Origin of the sequence: Loktanella salsilacus (assembly GCF_900114485.1) — a bacterium.
Taxonomy (GTDB): Bacteria; Pseudomonadota; Alphaproteobacteria; order Rhodobacterales; family Rhodobacteraceae; genus Loktanella; species Loktanella salsilacus.
Map to the genome: position 1 here is coordinate 48959 of NZ_FOTF01000014.1, position 21914 is coordinate 70872.

Annotated in this window: 23 protein-coding genes; 11 read left to right on the forward strand and 12 right to left on the reverse strand. The window is 61.6% G+C overall.

Features of this window, described 5'->3' with window-relative positions:
• Positions 1-64: 64 nt before the first annotated feature.
• The 5 genes from BM131_RS13145 to BM131_RS13165 all read right to left on the reverse strand — a co-directional run bounded on the left by BM131_RS13145 (position 65) and on the right by BM131_RS13165 (position 5555).
• The gene (locus BM131_RS13145; RefSeq protein ID WP_090190184.1) at positions 65-289 is read right to left on the reverse strand and encodes a DUF3035 domain-containing protein; all 225 of its coding nucleotides are present in this window, start codon (positions 287-289) and stop codon (positions 65-67) included.
• 78 nt (positions 290-367) lie between these two features.
• Entirely contained in the window at positions 368-850 is a 483-nt protein-coding gene (lspA, locus tag BM131_RS13150) for a signal peptidase II (RefSeq protein ID WP_090190186.1), read from the reverse strand.
• A 9-nt stretch (positions 851-859) separates the two neighbouring features.
• Positions 860-2446, reverse strand: a complete 1587-nt coding sequence (purH, locus tag BM131_RS13155) for a bifunctional phosphoribosylaminoimidazolecarboxamide formyltransferase/IMP cyclohydrolase (protein WP_090190188.1) — start codon at positions 2444-2446, stop codon at positions 860-862.
• Entirely contained in the window at positions 2443-4173 is a 1731-nt protein-coding gene (locus BM131_RS13160; protein WP_090190190.1) for a heparinase II/III family protein, read from the reverse strand. Before BM131_RS13160 ends, purH begins: the two co-directional genes overlap by 4 nt.
• A 110-nt stretch (positions 4174-4283) precedes the next feature.
• Positions 4284-5555, reverse strand: coding sequence for an RsmB/NOP family class I SAM-dependent RNA methyltransferase (locus BM131_RS13165; protein ID WP_090190192.1), 1272 nt, complete (start codon positions 5553-5555; stop codon positions 4284-4286).
• A 66-nt stretch (positions 5556-5621) separates the two neighbouring features.
• Here BM131_RS13165 and BM131_RS13170 point away from each other — a divergent pair, with 66 nt between their 5' ends.
• On the forward strand, positions 5622-5798 hold the full coding sequence (locus BM131_RS13170) for a DUF1674 domain-containing protein (RefSeq protein WP_090190280.1): 177 nt from the start codon (positions 5622-5624) through the stop codon (positions 5796-5798).
• Here the strand turns inward: BM131_RS13170 and BM131_RS13175 are convergent.
• Both BM131_RS13175 and dapB read right to left on the reverse strand, forming a co-directional pair.
• Positions 5795-6151 carry a dihydrodipicolinate reductase gene (locus BM131_RS13175; RefSeq protein WP_090190194.1) on the reverse strand — a complete coding sequence of 119 codons (357 nt, stop codon included), beginning with the start codon at positions 6149-6151 and terminating at the stop codon, positions 5795-5797. The two genes, BM131_RS13170 and BM131_RS13175, sit on opposite strands and share 4 nt — an antisense overlap.
• Positions 6152-6199: 48 nt before the next feature.
• On the reverse strand, positions 6200-7009 hold the full coding sequence (gene dapB, locus BM131_RS13180) for a 4-hydroxy-tetrahydrodipicolinate reductase (RefSeq protein WP_090190282.1): 810 nt from the start codon (positions 7007-7009) through the stop codon (positions 6200-6202).
• 114 nt (positions 7010-7123) lie between these two features.
• On the opposite strand from dapB, the gene rbfA reads away from it, so the two are divergent.
• The 9 genes from rbfA to BM131_RS13225 all read left to right on the forward strand — a co-directional run bounded on the left by rbfA (position 7124) and on the right by BM131_RS13225 (position 13992).
• Entirely contained in the window at positions 7124-7570 is a 447-nt protein-coding gene (gene rbfA, locus BM131_RS13185) for a 30S ribosome-binding factor RbfA (RefSeq protein WP_090190284.1), read from the forward strand.
• Positions 7567-8289 carry a phosphodiester glycosidase family protein gene (locus BM131_RS13190; RefSeq protein WP_090190196.1) on the forward strand — a complete coding sequence of 241 codons (723 nt, stop codon included), beginning with the start codon at positions 7567-7569 and terminating at the stop codon, positions 8287-8289. Before rbfA ends, BM131_RS13190 begins: the two co-directional genes overlap by 4 nt.
• A 58-nt stretch (positions 8290-8347) precedes the next feature.
• Positions 8348-9253, forward strand: a complete 906-nt coding sequence (gene truB, locus BM131_RS13195; protein WP_090190198.1) for a tRNA pseudouridine(55) synthase TruB — start codon at positions 8348-8350, stop codon at positions 9251-9253.
• Between the two features lie 81 nt (positions 9254-9334).
• On the forward strand, positions 9335-9844 hold the full coding sequence (locus BM131_RS13200) for a DUF1643 domain-containing protein (RefSeq protein ID WP_090190200.1): 510 nt from the start codon (positions 9335-9337) through the stop codon (positions 9842-9844).
• Positions 9837-10724, forward strand: coding sequence for an alpha/beta hydrolase (locus tag BM131_RS13205; protein WP_090190202.1), 888 nt, complete (start codon positions 9837-9839; stop codon positions 10722-10724). The genes BM131_RS13200 and BM131_RS13205 overlap by 8 nt, the downstream gene beginning before the upstream one ends.
• 99 nt (positions 10725-10823) lie before the next feature.
• Entirely contained in the window at positions 10824-11873 is a 1050-nt protein-coding gene (locus BM131_RS19975) for a calcium-binding protein (protein WP_139222627.1), read from the forward strand.
• A gap of 137 nt (positions 11874-12010) precedes the next feature.
• Positions 12011-12280 carry a 30S ribosomal protein S15 gene (gene rpsO / locus BM131_RS13215; RefSeq protein ID WP_090190203.1) on the forward strand — a complete coding sequence of 90 codons (270 nt, stop codon included), beginning with the start codon at positions 12011-12013 and terminating at the stop codon, positions 12278-12280.
• A 123-nt stretch (positions 12281-12403) separates the two neighbouring features.
• Complete coding sequence (locus BM131_RS13220; RefSeq protein WP_090190205.1) at positions 12404-13000, forward strand: TetR/AcrR family transcriptional regulator; 597 nt, start codon at positions 12404-12406, stop codon at positions 12998-13000.
• 11 nt (positions 13001-13011) lie between these two features.
• Positions 13012-13992: a zinc-binding dehydrogenase gene (locus tag BM131_RS13225; protein WP_090190207.1), complete on the forward strand. Its 981-nt coding sequence runs from the start codon at positions 13012-13014 to the stop codon at positions 13990-13992.
• 99 nt (positions 13993-14091) lie between these two features.
• Here the strand turns inward: BM131_RS13225 and BM131_RS13230 are convergent, their stop codons facing one another.
• Together BM131_RS13230 and BM131_RS13235 are read right to left on the reverse strand one after the other, a co-directional pair.
• On the reverse strand, positions 14092-14586 hold the full coding sequence (locus BM131_RS13230) for a GreA/GreB family elongation factor (RefSeq protein ID WP_090190209.1): 495 nt from the start codon (positions 14584-14586) through the stop codon (positions 14092-14094).
• A gap of 2 nt (positions 14587-14588) precedes the next feature.
• A complete protein-coding gene (locus BM131_RS13235) occupies positions 14589-15155 on the reverse strand; it encodes a hypothetical protein (RefSeq protein WP_139222628.1) in 567 nt (188 codons plus the stop codon).
• Positions 15156-15359: 204 nt separating this feature from the next.
• Between BM131_RS13235 and pnp the strand changes: the two genes are divergently transcribed.
• Positions 15360-17492 carry a polyribonucleotide nucleotidyltransferase gene (gene pnp / locus BM131_RS13240; RefSeq protein WP_090190213.1) on the forward strand — a complete coding sequence of 711 codons (2133 nt, stop codon included), beginning with the start codon at positions 15360-15362 and terminating at the stop codon, positions 17490-17492.
• Positions 17493-17550: 58 nt separating this feature from the next.
• Here pnp and BM131_RS13245 read toward each other — a convergent pair whose 3' ends face one another.
• Genes BM131_RS13245 through gyrB form a run of 3 tightly spaced genes read right to left on the reverse strand, consistent with a single transcriptional unit; the run spans position 17551 to position 21839 of the window.
• Positions 17551-18552 carry a polysaccharide pyruvyl transferase family protein gene (locus tag BM131_RS13245; RefSeq protein WP_090190214.1) on the reverse strand — a complete coding sequence of 334 codons (1002 nt, stop codon included), beginning with the start codon at positions 18550-18552 and terminating at the stop codon, positions 17551-17553.
• A complete protein-coding gene (locus BM131_RS13250) occupies positions 18549-19415 on the reverse strand; it encodes a hypothetical protein (RefSeq protein WP_090190216.1) in 867 nt (288 codons plus the stop codon). The genes BM131_RS13245 and BM131_RS13250 overlap by 4 nt, the downstream gene beginning before the upstream one ends.
• 6 nt (positions 19416-19421) lie before the next feature.
• Complete coding sequence (gene gyrB / locus BM131_RS13255) at positions 19422-21839, reverse strand: DNA topoisomerase (ATP-hydrolyzing) subunit B (RefSeq protein WP_090190218.1); 2418 nt, start codon at positions 21837-21839, stop codon at positions 19422-19424.
• Positions 21840-21914: the final 75 nt, after the last annotated feature.

Genomic DNA, 21914 nt, shown 5'->3' on the forward strand with positions numbered 1-21914 from the left:
CTTTCGCAGCGCGACCGCAATTGGCCAAACGGGGTTGTGATGAACGCCCCTGATCGCTGGTCGTTTAAACTGGGGGACGCAGGCTGACTGTGGCGACAGGTGCCGCGCGCGGCGGCATGTCAGCCGGGTTCGTGCCGCCCGGCGTCGGAACGGGCAGCGCATTCGTCGCCGGAATCACCAGCGGACGAAAGGTTTCCACGCTCGATTCATCGGGGCCAGATGGCCCACGGTTACCGCTACAGGCCGCCAGCGCCGCACAGAGGCACATTCCAATTCCGAACCGCAGCATAGTCACCCTCATTCTCATCTTCGCAGTGTTCTAACGCAGACCGAGGCCCGCGTCACGCCGTTCCGGTGCACCATGCGATCACGCCTTGGTTTTTCTGCTTGGCGGCGTGCGCCCATCGGGCAAAAGCGCCAGTCCGATAGCCCCCGCAAAGATCGCGACGTCGGCCACGTTGAAGGAAAACGGGTTGTTAATACCGCAGCAGGACATGTTGATGAAATCCGCCACAGCGCCATAAAGCACGCGGTCAACCACGTTGCCCAGCGCCCCGCCAATCAGCAGGCCGGCGCTGATATAGGTCCACTTTGTCCCGCCCGCGCGCCATAGCCAGACCAGAACGGCGGCAGATATCGCCAGTGCGATGCCAATCAGCACCCACCGCATATCCGCCGCCGCCCCAATGCCAAAGTTCACACCCCGGTTCCACGCCATCTGGAACACAAGGAACGGGGCGGCGACGTCGATCTCTTGCCGGGTCATCAGATTCATCATGTGGACGACGATATATTTCGTCGCCTGATCCAGAAGAAACGTCCAGAACCCCGCCCAAAAGACCAATCGCATCACGCGCTCCTAGTGTTTGAAGTGGCGCATGCCGGTGAACACCATGGCAATCCCGGCCTCGTCCGCGGCGGCGATCACTTCGTTATCGCGCATCGACCCACCGGGCTGGATAACGCAGGTGGCACCCGCAGCGGCGGCCTCCATCAGGCCATCAGCAAAGGGAAAGAACGCGTCCGACGCCACGGCAGAGCCGATGGTCAGCGGCTGGGGCAGGCCCATCGCTTCGGCCATACGCTCTGATTTCTTGGCGGCGATCAGGGCAGAGTCGAGGCGGCTCATTTGCCCCGCACCAACACCGACGGTCGCGCCATTTTTGACGTAGACGATGGCGTTGGATTTGACGTGCTTGGCGACTTTCCATGCGAATTGCAGGTCGGCCATCTGATCGGCCGATGGCTGCACCTTGGTCACAACGCGCAGTTCGTCGGCGGGGACGTGGCCGGTATCCTTGTCCTGCACCAGCATCCCGCCAGCAACCTGACGATAGGTCAGCTGAGTGGCCTTCGGATCGGGCAAACCGTCCGTGGTCAGCAGGCGCAGGTTCTTTTTCGCAGCGAACACAGCCTTGGCGGCGTCAGATGCACCGGGGGCGATCACGACCTCGGTAAAGATTTCGACGATGGCTTTTGCGGTTTCTTCGTCCAGCGGCATGTTCAGCGCGACAATACCGCCAAAGGCGCTGGTGCGGTCGCAATCAAACGCCTTGTTATAAGCCTCGATCAGCGTCGCGCCGCGCGCCACGCCGCAGGGGTTGGCATGCTTGATGATCGCGACAGCGGGGCCGTCTGCAGGATCAAACTCTGCCACCAATTCAAACGCCGCATCGGTGTCGTTGATGTTGTTATAAGACAGCTCTTTGCCCTGATGTTGGCTTGCCGTGGCAACGCCGGGACGCCCGGTGCCGTCGGTGTAAAAGCTGGCGGTCTGATGCGGGTTCTCGCCATAGCGCAGTTCCTGACGCAACTCGCCAGCAAAGGCGCGGCGGCGGGGCGTGGCCAGTTCAATCGCGCCAGCCATCCACGTGCTGACAGCGGCGTCATAGGCACCCGTGCGGGCATAGGCGGTCTGGGCCAGCTTCTGACGGAACGCCCGCGTGGTCTGACCGTCGTTCGCAGCCAGTTCAGCCAGCAGCGCGTCATAGTCGGCCACGTCAACAACGGTGCTGACAAAGGCGTGGTTCTTGGCCGCAGCGCGGATCATCGCAGGACCGCCGATGTCGATATTTTCGATGCAATCGTCGTAGTCGCCGCCTTTGGCGACGGTTTCTTCAAATGGATACAGGTTCACGACCAGCAGATCGATGGGCGCGATGCCGTGATCATCCATCGCCTTCACATGACCCGCGTCATCGCGCAGGGCCAGCAGGCCGCCGTGGACCATGGGGTGCAGGGTCTTGACCCGGCCGTCCATCATTTCAGGAAAGCCGGTGATGTCGGCCACATCGGTCACATCAAGGCCCGCGTCGCGCAGCGCCTTGGCGGTGCCGCCCGTGGACAGCAGCACAACGCCCCGGTCCACAAGTGCGCGGCCCAGGTCAATCAGGCCAGTTTTGTCAGATACGCTAAGAAGTGCGCGGCGGATGGGTTGCAAGGTCATGTGTCGTCCCCGAAATCTGTGTCATCATCCTCCGCCGCGCGCGCGGGGGCCAAGTCACGCACCACGTCGGGTGTGTCCTGCGCCTTGGCCAGCGACCAGCGGATGCGGGTCGCATAGGCCATTGCGACGCCGGATAAAACCACCTGTCGCGCCGCACGCGGCTTCAATCGCCCTGTTTCCAGATAAACTGACGGCTCTAACCGCAATTCAGCGTGCCCATCATGGCGCAGCACCCAGATTTCGCCGGATTTCAGCGCCATCGACACGGCGGCCCCGCCCAGATCAACGGTCGCGTCCACGTCGGGGTGCAGATGAAAGCGGATCGCATAGGGGATGCCCTGCATCTGCGTCGCATCCAGCGCCCGGTCAAAGCGTTCCTTGTCAGAGCCATCAAGCGTCGTCAGCAAATCCTCTCCGGCCAGACCGCGACCGTCCGTCGTCATTTCCAGCGTGCGGGCATGGGTCAGCCCGTGGGTAATGCGAAAGCCGTCATGCGACAGCTCTGCCCGGCGGCCATCGTCCAGATGGGTGACAATGCAGTTCACGACATCCGGCAGATCGACCAGCATTTCCTGCGCCACACCGCTTGTCGTGACCGACGGGCCAAGGCGCGACGATGAATAACCGCCGATGCCCAGCGTGCTATGGCTTGGCGTCGCGCGCCCCGCCCTGCGCCAATCCGCGCCAAAGCTGACGCCAGACCCGCAGTTCACAATCAACGGACGGCGCCCCGATGTCATTTCGAACGCAAGGGTCGAGGCATGCGCGTTCAGCGATGCCGCGCCTTCCGGTGGACGCGCGCCATCAGCGATCAGCGTGGTGCGCCCCGCGCCGATGCGGGCAAAGCCCATGCACTCCGCGTCGCCAATTTCCTTCTTGCCGCCGATCTGCGCCAGCGCGTGATCCAGCCGCCCATCCAGCCCGCGCCCGCCGCCATGAAACCGCGCAAGGCCGCCATCAGCGTGGCGCAGCGCCCGCAGGGTCGGGCCGATACGGGCAATCGCCTGCGTGATCGCGCCCGGCACAAGCTGTTCGCTGCCTTCAATCGCGGTCTGCGCCCACAACAGCAACGTCAGAACGTCCAGCAACTCCTCGGGATTGCGTGTCGCAATGCCGCCGTCAGCGCGAATCTGGCTGGCGCAATCAGAGGCGAGCGCAGCAATGGCAGGGGCGGTCAGATGCTCCATCCCCTCCAGCGACAGGCCCGCATAGATCATGCCGGCCAGCGCCTCGAACCGGGCAAGGCCCGGGCGCGTGCTGCGCCAACGGCGCGACAGGAACAGCGTTTGCTGCCCAAGCGAGCGAAACAGCCGCGCCTGTGCGTCCTTGTCCTGCCCGCGCAGCAGGAAAACCCCATGAGAGATCCAGCGAATCAGGCGCCGCCCGGTCAGGTCAGGCGTCCAACCGGGGCCGGTGCCGTCCCCAAAAGCGTCGATCCATTCCGCAACCCAAGCCTGCGCCGCATGGCGGGCGCGGGCATCGCCAACAGCGGCCAAATCATCAAGCCAAGCAAAGCTGTGCAATTCCTGATCGACCATCGCCCGGTCGCCTTGCGCGGCCCAGATTGACCCACCGGGGGCCGTTGTCAGAACACCTGCAAACAGAAAGTTACCGGCCAGCAACTGCCGTCCACGGGCGAAATGACCAATGCTGCGGGGTTCAGGCTGCGACACAAATCCAGTCGCAGGCCGCGCGCGCGCCGCCCACCGCGCATGTGCGCGGTGCATGAAGGCCCGTTGACGGGCACGCCATGAGTCGTGGTCGACCAAGCTGCTGCCTCTGAATTGCGGTTTCGCATTCTTCTTAGGGCTCAAGTTAACGCGGTGCTGCGGCCCTGTCACGCAGGCTTTGTCAGCACCGCCATATAGAAGCCGTCCATGCCGCCGATTTCGGCCCAGAAATCAGGCCGCAGCCGCAGCCCGCCTTCTTCTGTGATCCATGCGGGATCGATGCCGGGCTGGTCCAGCGCGGCGCGGTCGATGGTCAGATCGGGGTGACGCTCTAGCGCCTCTTCGATCTGCACTTCGCCCTCGTCCGGCAAAAGCGAGCAGGTGCAGAACACCAGACGCCCGCCGGGTTTGACCAGCGACAAGGCATGGTCGATCATCGCGCCTTGCTGGTCGATCAACGCGCCAAATTCTGATCCGTCCTTGGCATAAGGCAGGTCCGGGTGGCGGCGCATCGTGCCAGTGGCGCTGCACGGCGCGTCCAACAGAACCGCATCCCATTGCCCCGTCACATCAAAGGCATCGGCGACCTGCACATCCGCGTTCAGCCCAACGCGCGTCATGTTCTGCCCGACCCGCGTCATGCGGCTGGCAGAGGCATCGACGGCGGTGACAGTCGCGCCGCGTGCGGCCAATTGCATCGTCTTGCCACCAGGAGCTGCGCAAAGGTCAAGCACGGACAAGCCACTGACATCGCCCAGCAATTGCACAGGCAGCGCTGCGGCGGCGTCCTGCACCCACCAATCGCCCGCGTCATAACCCGGCAGCTGCGTGACCTGCCCCGCATCCATCAAGCGCACCGATCCCGTCGGCAGCACCGTGCCGCCCAGCGCATCTGCGACAGCCTGCGCATCGCCCTTGGGCGTGATGTCCAGCGGCGGAGTCGTCGCCTGCACAGCTTCGATCGCTTCGATATCTTTGCGGCCCCATGCGGCGACCAGCGGCTGACGCAGCCAACCGGGCATCAGCGGCGCTGGCATCTTGGCCCACGCGTCCGGGCCTTTATCAGCCACCTTACGCAGCACAGCATTCACCAGACCCTTTAGCCGGGCCGTATGGTGATTGCGGCCGACAATCTCGACATAAGCGTTCACCACGCCATAAGCGGCAGCGCCCTGCACGATTTCCAATGTGCCCAGACGCAAGGCGTTCTGCACATAGACCGGCGGCTCTTTGGTCAGGAACGGTTTTAGCATCCGGTCGGACCGATCCAGCATCCGCAACGCGTCTGTTGCCAGCCGCTGCGCGCGGGCGCGATCCTCTGGCGCAAGGTGGTCCAGCGCGCCGCCACCTAGCAATTCGGACAGCAAGCGCCCTTCTTCGATGACCTGTTGCAGCAGGTGATGCGCGGCGCGGCGCGGGGCGATGCCGGTCTGATCCATGGGAAACCCTTGTTTGGTGTCGTAAGCGGGGTATATCAGCAGCACACCCCCGGCAAGGACAAGACCATGACGGACGACAATACACACCTTCCACCCGCCGCCCAGCGCGCCCTTGCCGAAGCGGCAGAGCGCCGCGCCAAGGCAGAGGCGCTTGCGCTACCGCCCGAACTTGGCGGCCGCGAAGGGCCAGAACCTGTGCGCTATGGCGACTGGGAAAACAAAGGCCTCGCGATCGACTTTTAGCGCAATCGCAGCGCGGCGGCGCGGCCAGCGCCTTGATCGACGGTAAAGCGTACCAGATCGCCCTTTTGCTCAACCAATTGGCAATTATAGGGAATTTCGTCGCCGCCCCAGTCCATTGCGCGGCAGAAATAACCGTCCTGCCATGACCAGCTGCCTGACACGGGCCAGCCAAGCGCGTCGCCCGTGATCTGGCCGTCAGGCATCACTTTGACCGTGATGTTATACAGCATGTGGGTCAGGTCGCCCTGCCCCATCAGGTCCAGAAACGTGCCTTCGTCGCTGACGCGGACGTAATCCTGCGCCGCGGCCATAGCCGGCAAAATACTCAAGGCAATTGCAAAACAAAACTTCATGGCAGTCCTCCTGCCAAGATAATTTAGGGCATCTTGCGGCAGATCAAGTCACAGACCCAGCACATCCAGCATGTCATAGTGTCCTGGCGCGCGATCCTGCCCCCAAATCGCAGCTTTCAGCGCACCGCGCGCGAAAACGCGGCGATCGGTCGCAACGTGGCGCAGGGTGATCCGTTCGCCATCTGCTGCGAACATCACGTCATGCTCGCCCACGATGTCGCCGCCGCGAATGGCGGTAAAGCCGATGTCGCCGCGCTTGCGCGCCCCGGTGATGCCGTCGCGCCCGCTGTCGCGCACGTCAGCCAGTTCGACGCCCCGCCCCGTTGCGGCAGCCTCTCCCAGCATCAGGGCGGTGCCCGATGGCGCATCAACCTTGTGGCGGTGATGCGCCTCGATCACTTCGATATCAAAATCCTCGTCCAGCGCGGCAGCGACCTTTTTCGTCAGCTGCACCAGCAGGTTGACCCCAAGGCTCATGTTGCCCGCGCGTACGATGACAGCATGATGCGCCGCGCGGTCGATGGCGGCGATGTCGTCATCCGACAGGCCAGTCGTGCCGATCACATGCACCGCCCGCGCCTGCGCCGCGAGGCCAGCAAAAGCGACCGTGGCGGCGGGGGCGGTAAAGTCGATAACGGCCTGCGCTTTTGCAAAGGCCGCGACCGGATCGTCCGTGACAGTCACGCCCAGCGCAGCGCCGCCCATCGCCGTGCCGATATCCTGTCCGACCCAAGCATGGCCTTCGCGTTCAAGCGCGGCGACCAGATGGCAGGCGTCCGACTGCGTGACAGCCTGCACCAGCATTTGCCCCATGCGGCCCGAAGCCCCCGTAATCACGATTCCCGGTGTGCCTGTCATAGGTGTGCCCATCATGCCCGTCCCCTGCGCAAATTTCCGCCAAGCCATAGCGCCCCAAACGCGCTCGGAAAAGGCTTGCTTGGAATTGTCGTGTTGCAGCGTTACATGCAGGCCATGGCAAAGACATCATCCTCCGGGGGCGGCGCCCCCAACCAGCGACAGCTACGGCTCGGCGAATTGATCCGCCGGCGTCTGTCAGAACTCCTTCAACGCGGAGAGATCCATGACCCGGAGCTCTCTCGCATGATGATCACCGTGGGCGAAGTCCGCTGTTCCCCGGACCTGTCCGTGGCGACCGCGTTCATCCTGCCCCTTGGTGGCGACAAAAAAGAAGAGGCGCTGCTGGCCCTGCGCAAATCCCGGCACGAGATCCGCCGCGAAGTTGCCAAGGTGCTCAGCATCAAGTTCGCCCCTGAAATCCGGTTCGAAATCGACGACACCTTTGACCGCATGGACGCCACCCGCGCCCTGTTCGAGCGTGCCGACGTGAAAGCCGACCTTGCTGCACCGGGCGCGCCAGAAGGCGAATCGACCGAGGCTGACAAGGACAACGACGCATGATGAGGGCGCTGGCGCTGCTGCTGGCGTTTGTCGCTGGCCCCGCCAGCGCGGTCACCTGCGCCGACGACACCTTTGAAGGGCACAGTTTTACGGCCTGCACCGTCGATGCGGCGACCGAAGACTTGCGCCTATTCCACCGCAACGCCGACGGCGGTGTACTGGGCGGTTGGACCGCGCTTGGCGCATCGGTTGCCCCGCAGTCGGTGCAATTTGCGATGAACGCTGGCATGTATCACGACGATCGCCGCGCGGTTGGCCTTTATATCCAGAACGGCGTGGAAACTGCGCCGCTGGTCACGCGCGCGGGGCCGGGCAACTTTGGCCTGCTGCCGAACGGTTTGCTGTGCCTGACTGACGACAGCGCCAACGTCATCGAATCGCTGACGTTTGAGCTGACAAAGCCCGCCTGCCGCGACGCCACCCAATCCGGGCCGATGCTGGTGATCGACGGCAAACTTCACCCGCGTTTCATCCCTGATTCGCCATCATTGCATGTGCGCAACGGCGTTGGCACGATGGCAGACGGCAAGACGGCAATCTTTGCGATTTCCAACGATGCAGTGAACTTTGACACCTTCGGGCGCTATTTCCGCGATGTGCTGAAAACGCCCAACGCGCTGTTCCTCGATGGCTCTGTTTCCCGGCTCTATGCGCCTGAATTGAACCGCGCAGATTTCGGCTTTGCGGCGCTGGGTCCAATCGTCGGGGTCGTGCAATAGCTTGACCCCGGCGCCGCGCAGGCCTAGCAGGCGCCTTCACATCACGACGGAGGCCCCTATGGGACGGCGCAAATCAGGACGTAACATTTCGGGCTGGCTGATCGTGGACAAACCCGCGGGCCTGACCAGCACAACTGTCGTGAACAAGGTGCGCTGGGCGCTGAATGCCAACAAGGCGGGCCACGCTGGCACCCTCGACCCTGATGCGACAGGCGTTCTGGCGATTGCGCTGGGCGAGGCGACAAAGACCGTCCCCTACATCACCGACGCGCTGAAGGCTTACACCTTTACCGTCCGTCTGGGTCAGTCGACCAACACCGACGACGCCGAAGGTGAAATCATCGCAGAAAGCGACGCGCGCCCGACGGATGAACAGATCAAGGACGCCCTCGGCCAGTTCGTCGGCGACATCATGCAGGTCCCGCCGCAATTCTCTGCCGTGAAAATCGACGGCGAGCGTGCCTATAAACGCGCCCGCGATGGCGAGACGATGGAAATCGCGGCCCGCCCGTTGTGGGTCGAAAGCCTGCTGATGGATGACCGCCCCGACGCCGATCACGTCACGCTGGAAATGGTCTGCGGCAAGGGCGGCTATGTCCGGTCCATCGCCCGCGACTTGGGCGAAGCGCTGGGCTGCCACGCCCACGTGCGCGAATTGCGCCGCATCTGGTCCGGCCCTTTCAAGGCCGAAGACGGCCTAACGTTGGACCAAATCGACGCCATCGCCCGCACCGAAGAGCTGGACACCCACATCCAACCGCTAGAAGTCGGCCTAGCCGACCTTCCGATGGTCAACTGCCCCTCCGCGAGCCTGACGGCACTGCGCAACGGCAACCCGGCGATGGTGATTGCATCCGGCATCGATTACGGCACCGAAGTCTGGGCCGCCCACGAAGGCCGCGCCGTCGCTGTTGGCCGCCTGATGGGCAGCGAATTGCACCCCGCCCGCGTCTTCGTCGACTAACGGCCGCGTGCAGACGCCGATTTCGTCGAAAAATCGGCGTCTGGCCTTTCGCCAGATCGCCACCCCGTGCACCATAAGGCCATGATCCACCGCACCCATACTGCGGACGGCACCACGTCCTCCGCCCTTTATTCCGACTGCGAGGCCTATCGCTATCGCCTTGACCGGCAGTGGTCGGATGCTGCGCCGTTGGTCTGGATCATGCTCAACCCATCGACCGCGACGGAACTGGCCAACGATCCCACCATCGCCCGGTGCGAAACGCGCGCCCGCACCGGCGGCTTTGGCGGCGTGCGGATCGTGAACCTTTTCGCCTATCGCGCCACGGCCCCCGCCGATCTGAAACGCGCGGCGGCCCCCATCGGGCCGGACAACGACACCGCGCTTGTCGGTGCCTGCGGCGGCGCAGGTCTGGTCGTCGCAGGCTGGGGCATCCACGGTGCCCATGAAAACCGCGCCGCAACTGTCCTGCGCATATTGCGTGACAGAGGCGTGCAAATCCATACACTTGGCCTAACGCAACACGGCCACCCGCGGCACCCGCTTTATGTCGCTTACGCCGCCCAGCCGGAGCCATGGCCCAATGATTGAAGGTTTCACCGCGTCGCGCATCGATACCGGCGACGTGACGTTGTCGCTCCACCGCGCAGGCCAAGGCATCCCCCTGATCCTGCTGCACGGCTACCCGCAAAACCACCATTGCTGGGCGTCAGTCGCGCCCACCCTCGCGCAGCATTTCGACGTGATCATTCCCGACCTGCGCGGCTATGGCGACAGCGACGCCCCGGCTGATAACGCCGATCACAGCAGATACTCCAAGCGCCGCATGGCCGCCGATATCATCGGCCTGATGGACGCCCTTGGCCTGGACCGCGCCCATATCCTTGGCCACGACCGCGGTGCGCGCGTCACCTACCGCCTTGCGCTGGACCATCCCGATCGCATTCTGCGCCTTGGCATTATCGAAATCGTGCCCACCGGCGACTTCTGGGACAGCTGGAACGCCGATCTGGCGCTGAACGCCTACCATTGGACATTCTTGGCCCAGCCCGCGCCGCTGCCGGAACGGATGATCGCCGCGGATGGCGCAGGCTATGCTGATTGGACGCTGGCGCAATGGACTTTGGCCAAGTCACTGGACGCCTTCACCCCCGCCGCGCTGGACAGCTATCGCACGCAGATGTCCGATCCGGCACGCATTCACGCGATGTGCGCAGATTACCGCGCCGGGGCGTATTTCGACCGCGCGCAGGACCGCAAAACAAAGGACGCAGGCACGATGATCGACGCGCCACTGCATTTCCTATGGGCCGAAGGCGGCTTTCCCGCGCAAACCGGCGATCCCTTGTCAGCTTGGCGCGGATGGGCGCGGCACGTGACCGGCAATGCCTGCCGCTCTGGCCATTTCGCGATGGAAGAAAACCCCGCCGCCGTCCTGTCAGCATTTCTACCGCATTTTCAGGCGCGTTAACTGTTCTTTCATTGGGAGAGTGTAAACCTGACAGCGCGGTGTTAAAAGAATTTCAACACTCCTGGATCGGGGGCGATCCTTATTTGTTGAGGCACATAAATGCTTGCTGTTCTTGGCTTTCTTGGCATTGCTATGTCGTCGTTTGCGATGATTGGCCGTGATGACATCGAAGAAGAAGACTCCCCACAGGAGTCCGAGATTGATACAAATGGTCTGACCGAAGTTGGTCCCGACCTGTTCCAAATGCTGTCCGACAGCGATGGTGACGCCGGGGCTGGCGGGCTGTCCGATACCGACGGCGACGCTGGTGCGGGCGGCGTCTTGGCTGACGGCGCGCAAGCTTACGGTGCCCTGACGGACGCCGACTGGGGCATTACGGATGACGCTGATCCGTCGGCCGGTGGGGATGACACCCTGGAAACAGAGCCCGCCATCGAAACTGATCTGCCCGTCGAAACAACGGACGAATTCCCCTTTGATTTCGACGATGACGATTATGACGATTATGACGATCTGCCCGAAGAGCCGGTCATCACCACCCCCTCTTTGACACTGACCGGCACAGACGATGGCGATACATTGGACGGTGGCCTTGGCGATGACATGTTGTTTGGCGGCGCAGGCGACGATGAATTGACTGGCAATATGGGCAACGACGCCATGTTCGGCGACGACGGCAACGACACGCTGCTGGCTGGCGCTGGTGACGACGCCCTGTTTGGCGGTGACGGTGATGATACCCTCGCTGGTGGCTGGGGCGATGACATTCTGATCGGCGACAACGGCAACGACCTGCTGAACGGCGGCGGGGGTAATGACGTGATCGACGGGAACGACGATGACGGTGGCTTTGACTACATCAACGGCGGCGCGGGCGATGATCTATTGCTGGCGGGCGTCGGCGATCATCTGAACGGCGGCGACGGCGCAGACACCTTCTCTGTGCTGCCGGGGGGCCACAACACCATCGATGATTTTAACCCGGCGGAGGATATGATCGAAATCACCTATGCTGGCGATGTCCCACCCGTCCTGACGACGATCACTGACGCGGACGGCACAACGCTGCTGGCTGACGACGCCGTCGTCGCCCGCCTAAGCGGCGTGACCGCGCTGGATACATCGACGATCCTGCTGGTCGCGGCCTGATTTTCCACCTTCCCTTTTAGGCGCAAAACGCCTAGAGGCACCCATCCGCGTGCGCCGTTTGGCGTGCCGGACCCTCCAAGGGCCTTTCTGGACGACATCCCGGATCGCGCCATTCACCCTTATCTAAGGAGACCCCGATGTCGATTACGCCCGAAGAAAAAGCCCGCGTCATGAAAGAATTCGCAACCAAAGAAGGCGACACCGGTTCGCCCGAAGTCCAGGTTGCGATCCTGTCCTCGCGTATCGCGACGCTGACAGAGCACTTCAAGTCGCACAAAAAAGACAACCACGGTCGCCGTGGTCTGCTGAAAATGGTCGCTCTGCGCCGGAAACTGCTGGATTACACCCGCAGCAAGGACGAAGCCCGTTATCAGGACCTGATCAAGCGTCTGGGCCTGCGCCGCTAACCCGGCCAAGCTACCGCGATCCGAACGCCCGCCCTTACCGGCGGGCGTTTTGCGTTTTGGGGTATCGCAACGTCAACCCGCGCGACCACTAGACGACTGGTCTATTATGCTTATCTGACAGGTATGACACAGCCCAGCAAATCAGATCAAACCCGCCAGCGCATCCTGTCCACAGGGCGCGAACTTGTGTTGCAAGGTGGCTTTGGCGGCATCGGGCTGTCACGAATTCTGTCCGAATCGGGCGTGCCGAAGGGATCGTTTTACTATTACTTCGCCTCGAAAGAGGCCTTTGGCTGCGCGATGCTGGACGACTATGTGGCCGATTATCTGGCCCGCATCGACGCCCTGACCGCCACGCCCGGCACGGCCGGCGACAAGCTGGCGACCTTCTGGGCTGCTTGGCTGCCAACCGACGACACCCAAGGCATCGCGACCCGCTGCCTTGTCGTCAAGCTCGCGGCAGAGGTTGCCGATCTGTCCCAAGATATGCGCCGCATTTTAGACGACGGCGTGACGCAACTGACCAGCCGCATCGCAGACCTGCTGCGGCAGGGCGCTGCAGATGGCTCCATCCGCGCCCAAGACGATCCGGTCACCACCGCCCGCACGCTTTACGCCCAATGGCTGGGCGCGGCTGTGCTGGCGAAACTCTCCTCCGGCGACGCCCCGCTGCGCCTTGCCCTGCAAGACACAGCCCGCCGCCTTAACCCCACGCAATAAAGGAATAGCCCATGCGCGCTGCAATCCACGACACCTTTGGTGAACCCGCCGACGTCCTGAAAACCGAAACCGTCGACACGCCGATCCCGGGCAAAGGCGAGGTGCTGATCAAGACCATCCTGTCCCCGATCCATAACCACGACCTGTGGACCGTGCGCGGCAACTATGGCTACAAGCCAGACCTGCCCGGCGCCATCGGCGGGTCCGAAGCCATCGGCACGGTCGCGTCCGTGGGTGAAGGCGTGGACGAAGCCATGATCGGCAAGCGGGTCACTATCGCTGGCGTGCACGGCACATGGGCAGAGTATTTCACCGCCCCCGCCGCTGGCGTATTGCCCCTGCCCGACAGCATCCCCGATACGCTAGGCGCGCAGCTGATCGCCATGCCCTTTAGCGCGATTTCGCTGCTCGAATTGCTGCAAGCCAAGCCAGGCGACTGGATCATCCAGACCGCAGCCAACGGCGCTGTCGGCAAGATCATGGCGGTGCTGGCAAAGTCCCGTGACATCAACTTGATCAACCTTGTGCGCCGCGAAGAGGCCGTGAAAGAGCTGACCGATCTGGGCATGGACAACGTTCTGTCCACCAGCACCGAAGGCTGGCAAAAGCAGGCCCGTACGCTGATCGGCAAGGCCGGTGCCGTGTCCGCCATCGACTCTGTCGGCGGCGAGATGGGCGCAGAGTTGGTCGATCTGCTTGGCGTGAACGGCGAGCTTTACGTCTTTGGCACAGCTACAGGTGCGCCGCTTCAGCTGAACTCTGGCGCGCTGATTATGAAGCAGATCACCGTCAAAGGCTTTTGGGGCTCCATGGTCAGCAACGACATGGACCCCGCTGACCGCAAGCGCCTGATCACCGAGCTGCTGACGCTGGCCGTCAAAGGAGAGTTGACGCTGGAAGACGGCGGCGCGTTTGATCTGGACGACGTGACCGAAGCGATGAAGGCTGCCCTGACACCGGGCCGGGCTGGCAAGGTTATGCTGCGCGGCTAAACCACGCAAAATCTGCGGCAGGGTTAAGAAAATCCTGCCGCAGCGCTCGATTTTGACGACATTGGGAAAAATCGCCCAATGTTTCGCATGCGATACATATTATGTAAAATAGCGGATCGCTGTGACCTCTAAATCCACAGTCCCGCCGGGCTTGGCCCACTCCACCACATCCCCGACCCGCGCCCCCAGCAAGGCCCGCGCGAGCGGCGAAAATGGTGCAATACGATGGGCTGCCGGATCAGCCTCATCCTCGCCGACGATATGCCAATCCGTTTCAACGTCATCTTCGTCCACGACCGTAACGCAGGCACCAAAGGCGATGACCTTGGTGTCCTGCGCTGCCGGATCAACGACGATGGCGCGGTTGATGCGCCCTTCTAGAAACCGGATATCCCGCTCTGCCATCGCGCGCGGCACCTTGGCGTCAAGGTTATCGCGCGGCAGCGCCGACAGATCGGCATGGCGGTCGCGCAGGCGCTGTTGCAGCGCGGCCAGACCGGCAGGGGTGACATAATTCGGATGCGGACTTTGTGGCAGATCGTCCAAGCGATCCGCCTGCGGGCCCTCGTCTTCTTTGGTGAATGCTTTGTTCATAATTAGAGAACGCCGGATCTGCCCTGATGTTCCAAGCCCGGCAAACAGACCTTGGTTGCCAAGATCGCGAAAAGCATCGCTGGCAAGCCGATAAACACGGCGAGGAATGGGATGATCAGGGTCAGCCAGCCAACAACGAGGCCCATGACCATAATCATCGGGACCGTCAGTAGCAGTTCCAACGTATCGGTTGGGGACGTCGCAATGCCGAATATGCCGATAAAAAGCCCAAAGCATGCAGGGGCAAAAAGCACGGACATCCAATACCCGCGCCACCACGCAGCCCTGATGTCCATGGCACCGGGGCGCAGCAAAAGCCTGATTGCGATCAAGGCCATCAGCACTGACGGACCCATGACAAAAACGATCCGCTGTTGCAGCGCTATGACGGAAAATTCTGGAATGGCGGTGGGCCAAAACGGAATGTCGGGGCCGGACAGGAAGCCTGTCAGCAACAGCGCAGGGTTCAGCGGGCCGCAGATGGCAAATAACAACAGCCACCGCGCGGCAGCGGACCTGAAACGCGCAAACCCAGTCCTTGCTGCCAATGTCGGCCCTTGATCGATCATCTTTCGATCTTGCCACGGCCGCCTGTCAAAATCGACCCACCACAGCCCGCTTTCATTGCAGCCCATTTTGCTGTAAAGCCCGCCCATCTGTGACGTAACGCAAAAGACCCCGGCGTTGTGCAAAGGACAGGGGTCGGCGGCATGGGGCCGCCAATCAACGGGCCACCCGGACCGCCGGGACGCGCCCAATATGAAAGACGATTGATGTTTAATGAAGTAAAGAAGTCCATGCAGTGGGGCGAAGAGACGCTCACACTTGAAACGGGCAAAGTGGCCCGCCAGGCCGACGGTTCGGTCATCGCCACGCTGGGCGAGACGTCCGTCATGGCCAACGTGACATTCGCGCGCAAGCAAAAGCCCGGTCAGGACTTTTTCCCGCTGACCGTCCACTACCAAGAAAAGTATTACGCTGCCGGCAAAGTGCCCGGTGGTTTCTTCAAGCGTGAAGCCCGCCCGACTGAAAAAGAAACGCTGACCGCGCGTCTGATCGACCGTCCGATCCGCCCGCTGTTCGTCCCCGGCTTCAAGAACGAAGTTCTGGTGATGTGCACCGTGCTGTCGCATGACATGGTCAACGATCCCGACATGGTCGCGATGATCGCCGCATCCGCTGCGCTGACGATCTCTGGCGCGCCGTTCCGCGGCCCGATCGCTGCTTGCCGCGTGGGCTTTGTGGATGGCGACTACATCCTGAACCCTGAAATCGACGACATGCACAACCTGCGCAACAACCCCGAGCAGCGCCTCGATCTGGTTGTCGCAGGCACAAAAGATGCCGTCATGATGGTGGAATCGGAAGCTTACGAGCTGACCGAAGACGAAATGCTGGGTGCCGTGACTTTCGCGCACAACGCAATTCAGCCTGTCATCGACCTGATCATTGATCTGGCCGAAGATGCCGCAAAAGAGCCGTTTGACTTCACCCCTGCCGACTATTCCGCGCTGTCCGCAGCCGTGAAAGCCGCTGGCGAAGACAAAATGCGTGCCGCTTATGCGATCACCGACAAGCAGGAACGCACCTCTGCCGTGGCACAAGCCAAGGACGATATCATTGCGTCCCTGACGGAAGAGCAGAAAGAAGACAGCAACCTTGGCCCCGCGCTGAAGAAGCTGGAATCAAGCGTTCTGCGTGGCGATGTCGTCAAGAACGGCCGCCGTATCGATGGCCGCGCACTGGACGAAATTCGTCCCATCGTGTCCGAAGTCGGCATCCTGCCCCGGACCCACGGTTCTGCCCTGTTCACACGTGGCGAAACCCAAGGTCTGGTTGTCACGACGCTGGGTACCGGCGATGACGAGCAGATGATCGACGCGCTGACCGGCATGTATAAGACGAACTTCATGCTGCACTATAACTTCCCTCCGTATTCGGTTGGTGAAGTGGGCCGCGTTGGCTCGCCAGGTCGCCGTGAAATCGGCCATGGTAAGCTGGCTTGGCGTGCGCTGCAGGCCGTTCTGCCCGCTGCGACCGACTTCCCCTACACCATCCGCATCGTGTCAGAGATCACAGAGTCCAACGGCTCCTCTTCGATGGCATCGGTTTGCGGTGGCTCTTTGTCGATGATGGACGCGGGCGTTCCGCTGAAGTCCGCCGTGGCCGGTGTGGCCATGGGTCTGATCATGGAAGACGACGGCTCTTACGCTGTGCTGTCCGACATCTTGGGCGACGAAGATCACCTGGGCGACATGGACTTCAAAGTGGCCGGTACCGAAAACGGTATCACGTCGCTGCAGATGGACATCAAGATCGCAGGCATCACGCCAGAGATCATGAAAAAGGCGCTGGAGCAGGCCAAAGCTGGCCGTCTTCACATCCTTGGCGAAATGTCCAAGGCCTTGACCGGTGCAGGTTCGTTCAGCGTTCACGCGCCAAAGATCGAAACGATGCAGATTGCCACCGACAAGATCCGTGAAGTCATCGGTTCCGGCGGCAAAGTCATCCGCGAGATCGTTGAAGTGTCCGGCGCTAAGGTCGACATCAACGACGATGGCGTGATCAAGATCGCGTCCAACGACGCGGACAAGATCAAGAAGGCCTATGACATGATCTGGTCGATCGTGGCAGAGCCCGAAGAAGGCAAAATCTACAAGGGTACGGTCGTCAAGCTGGTCGACTTTGGTGCCTTTGTGAACTTCTTCGGCAAGAAGGACGGCCTGGTCCACGTGTCTCAGATCGAGAACCGTCGCCTGAACCACCCGTCCGACGTGCTGAAAGAAGGCCAGGACGTTTGGGTCAAGCTGCTGGGCTTTGACGATCGCGGCAAGGTCCGTCTGTCGATGAAGATGGTCGATCAGACCAACGGCACCGAGATGGCAGAAGAAGCCAGCGAAGGCTGAACGCCCTCGCTTTGAAAAAGAAGATGCCCCGGACCGAAAGGCCGGGGCATTTTTGCACCTATTGCCTGCGTGCCGCGAGGTTTCGCAACGCCGCGAACATCTTCTCTGCCCCCCGCGCGGCTTCATCCAAAAAAGCATCAAGCGCGGCCTTTTCCTCGGCTGAAAATGCCAGCGCATCAGGGGTCCGCAACAATGCGTCATCAAGGTTAGCGGCATCCACCACTCGCCAAGGTGCGAGCCCTGCGTCGGCGATTAGCGCCTCAATCTTCCAGCTATTCGACGATATGGCTAAAAACGGCATACCCGCCGCCATGGAATAGCAGGCACCATGAAAGCGCCCCGTGACGTGCAGACCGGCCCTAGCGATCCGGTCAGCATAGTCATCTTCGGTTTGACACAAAGACATCGTCGGGTTTCGCGCCAGTGTTCGCGCCGTTAAACGAGCGATCCACCACCGTCGTACGCGTCTCACAAGGGTTGAGCCCGACTTCGTCCGCTTCAAAGCGGATAGGCTGGGCACTAATGGGAGCTGATCCAAAAGCGCGCGTTTGGCCAATAAATCGCTAATTTCAGATTTGACGCTGTCGCCAAAAATCACGGGTACGGTCACCGGCCGTTCTGCAATACGCGCACTTAGGGTCAAATCGGGCACGACCACTGGCCGCTGGCCTGTAACACTTTCGATCTCATCGGCGCTGCGCCGGTCGCGGGTGGCGATGTATGATAGACGATTAAGCCATTTAGACCATTCTGGGGGGTTTTCTTGATACAAGGCATTGATCAGCGCAACCGGAACATCGCCAGCAAACTCAGTCACGCGCAATAGCCTTGCTGCCCCCGATTTTCCGTGGTGAAGCGTGCCTTCACCGTTAACGATAATCAGGTCAGCACGTAGCATAGCTTCGCGCAGGGCGCTGTCGTTTTCCCAGTCGTGATGTACTGGACTGCGCGCGACAATCGTCATGTTGTGGCGCTGTAATCCCTCTTCAAGCAGTCGCATGACGCGTGTGCAGCCGTGGTGCATATCCGCTCGGGTATCATTCAAGATGACAATATTCATGAGAGAATCTTTGTTTTAGGGATGCCTAAGACCAACAGCGCAGAGACCGGGGAGGCGCAAAGTATTGTCGTGTTCTGCGCTTGTGCCGACCGCAGCGCAATTGCGAAGCCGCCCAAGATTCGGTCCAGCCCAGCCACGATTCCACTCGGCGCGGATTTTGTCGCAGTTTCGTAAAAGCGCGGTGCTGCTGCGTTTGTCAGGTCGATACCCACAAGCAGAATGCGGTCCGGTTTCGCCGCCAAGGCGACCTGCACCGCGGATAGCGCGACCGTGCCAAAGATGACGACGCCCGCATCAGGATCATGGGACAGAGCCACGCCATTCGCGCCGCGTGTGAGGACGGCGTCTAACGCTGGATCACTCAGTTTGCGGCGAGGCTGGTTGACCGGCTTAGTCAGATTGTCGATCAGGGCGACACGGCGACCATTCAGGACGTCGCTGTCCCGCTCTGCCATGGCACGCAGGGCGGCGGGGGACAGCAGCAGCGGGATATCGCGGGGCAGGTTTGCTAGCATCGCCATGTGACGAAACACAAAGCGTTCGTCTTCGACCATCACGGCGAGCGGCTGAATAGTGGCCGCTAACGTCGCCGCACCGTTCAACAAAATCGCGGTGCGCGGCGGAAGTCGGGTCAGGTCTTGGTCTGCCACCGACGGGCCGCTGCCCACGACTGCGATTAGCGGCATGCCCTGCGGCACAATCGCGGCGAAGGGCAGTAGTGTCAGCAGCTGGCTACCGCGCCACGTCACTTGGCCGGACGTGCGATCAATCGCAAGGCCCGGCCAGATGTCTTGCCGATGCGGCCGCCCGGTCAGACGTGCGGCCAGCCGGATCAGCTGTCGAACGAAGGGCCGGTCGGACATCTGGACTTAAAAGTCCAGATTTTCGACGTTGAGCGCGTTGTCTTGGATAAAGATCCGGCGCGGCTCGACGACGTCGCCCATCAGCTTCGTGAACAGATCGTCGGCCTCGGCCAGATCATCCACTTTGACCTGCAGCAGCGTGCGGGCATCTGGGTCCAGCGTGGTTTCCCACAGCTGCTCTGGGTTCATCTCGCCCAGACCCTTGTAACGCTGCAGGGACAAGCCGCGCTCGCCCTCTTCCAGAATCGCGGCGAGCAGGTCGAGCGGGCCGTGGATCATCTGGCTGCGGTCCTTGCGGATCAGCTTAGCGGGCAGGTCGTAAACATCCTGCAGCGCCTGCGTAAATGTGCCGGTTTTGCGCGCTTCGCCTGACCGCAGCAAGCCGCCGTCAAGTGTGCGGACTTCTTCCACACCGCGCAGAATGCGCGCCAAACGCATGCCGTGATCCTGCGTGATCCGGCCTTGCCAGCCACGTTCCCATTCCAATGCGATCAGGTTCAGACGGGTCGCCACCTTGTCGGCCACGCCTTGTAAATCGGCGCTGACGGCGCCGGGGGCAAAGGCGCCCGCGATGGCGGCCTGTTCCAGAATGTGGCGCGGGTAATGCGTTGGAAAGGCGTCCAAAACACGCTTAAGTTGACGCGCATCATCCACAACACGGCGCAGGTCTGCACCGCTGATTTCCTCGCCATTGCCCTGCCGAAGCATCGCACCTTCAGTGCCCTGCTCGATCAAGTATTCGTCCATCGCGGCCTGATCCTTCAGGTACACTTCAGACTTGCCGCGCGCGACTTTGTAGAGCGGCGGCTGCGCGATATACAAGTAGCCGCCCTCGATCAGTTCCGGCATCTGGCGGAAGAAGAAGGTCAGCAAAAGAGTCCGGATGTGCGCGCCGTCGACGTCAGCGTCGGTCATGATGATGACCTTGTGGTAGCGCAGCTTCTTGATGTTGAACTCGTCCCGGCCAATGCCGGTGCCGAGCGCCATAACAAGGTTACCGATTTCCTGACTGCCCAGCATCCGGTCAAAACGCGCACGTTCGACGTTCAGGATCTTACCCTTCAGCGGCAAAATCGCCTGCGTCCCGCGGTCCCGACCTGTCTGGGCAGAGCCACCAGCGGAATCACCCTCGACCAGGAAGACTTCGGTTTTGGACGGATCTTTTTCAGAGCAATCCTTAAGCTTTCCAGCCAAGAAGTTCACGTCCATCGCCGTTTTGCGGCGGGTCAGATCGCGGGCTTTCCGGGCGGCTTCACGCGCCAAGGCGGCCTCTACGATCTTGCCGACGACGACTTTGGCGATGCTCGGGTTTTCTTCAAACCATTCGGCCAGCTTTTCGCCGACAAGGTTTTCGACCGCAGGGCGCACCTCTGACGAGACCAGCTTGTCCTTGGTCTGGCTCGAGAATTTCGGATCTGGCACTTTGACGGAAAGCACGCAGGTCAGACCCTCGCGTGCGTCGTCGCCGGTAAAGGACACCTTTTCCCGTTTCGCGATTCCGCTCGATTGGGCGTAGTTGTTGATCGTCCGGGTCAAGGCGGCCCGGAAGCCCGCCATATGCGAACCACCGTCGCGCTGCGGGATGTTGTTGGTAAACGGCAGCACCATTTCGTTGTAGCTGTCGTTCCACCACATCGCGACTTCGATGCCGATATCGTCCCGTTCGCCGCGGACATAGATTGGCTCTGGCAGAATCGAGGATTTCGAACGGTCTAGGTATTTTACGAATTCCTTAACACCGCCCTCATAGAACAGCTCTGTGCGCAGGGGTTCTGCGGGGCGTTCGTCCTCTAGGATGATGCGCACGCCGGAGTTCAGGAAGGCTAGTTCGCGCAGGCGCTTTTCCAGCGTGTGAAAGTCGTAGTCGCGGTTAGAGAATGTCTCGAGGCTGGCCAGAAAGCGTACTTCAGTGCCTTTGCGACCATTGGCGTCGCCCACGACCCGCAGGGATTCCGTGGTGTAGCCACCCTCGAAACGCGCATAGTGCTCCTTGCCGTTCCGCCAGATGCGCAGTTCCAGATAGTCGGACAGCGCGTTCACAACGGACACGCCGACGCCGTGCAGACCGCCGGACACCTTGTAGGAGTTGCTGTCGAATTTGCCGCCCGCGTGCAACTGGGTCATGATGACCTCGGCCGCGCTGACGCCCTCTTCTTTGTGCATGTCGACAGGGATACCACGACCGTTATCGCCCACAGAGACAGAGCCATCGGCATGAATTTTCACGCTGACGTGGTCGGCGTGACCGGCAAGCGCCTCGTCAATGCCGTTATCCACGACTTCGTAGACCATGTGGTGCAGGCCAGAACCGTCATCGGTGTCGCCGATATACATGCCGGGCCGTTTGCGAACAGCCTCCAACCCCTTCAAAACTTTGATGGAATCAGCGCCGTAGGCGGCGTTTTCGGCGGTGTCGTCGGACATGCGGGAATTTCCTTCTTCTTACCGGGAAAATATAGTCATTTCCGGCCCCACTGTCACGCACGAACCCCCATATTT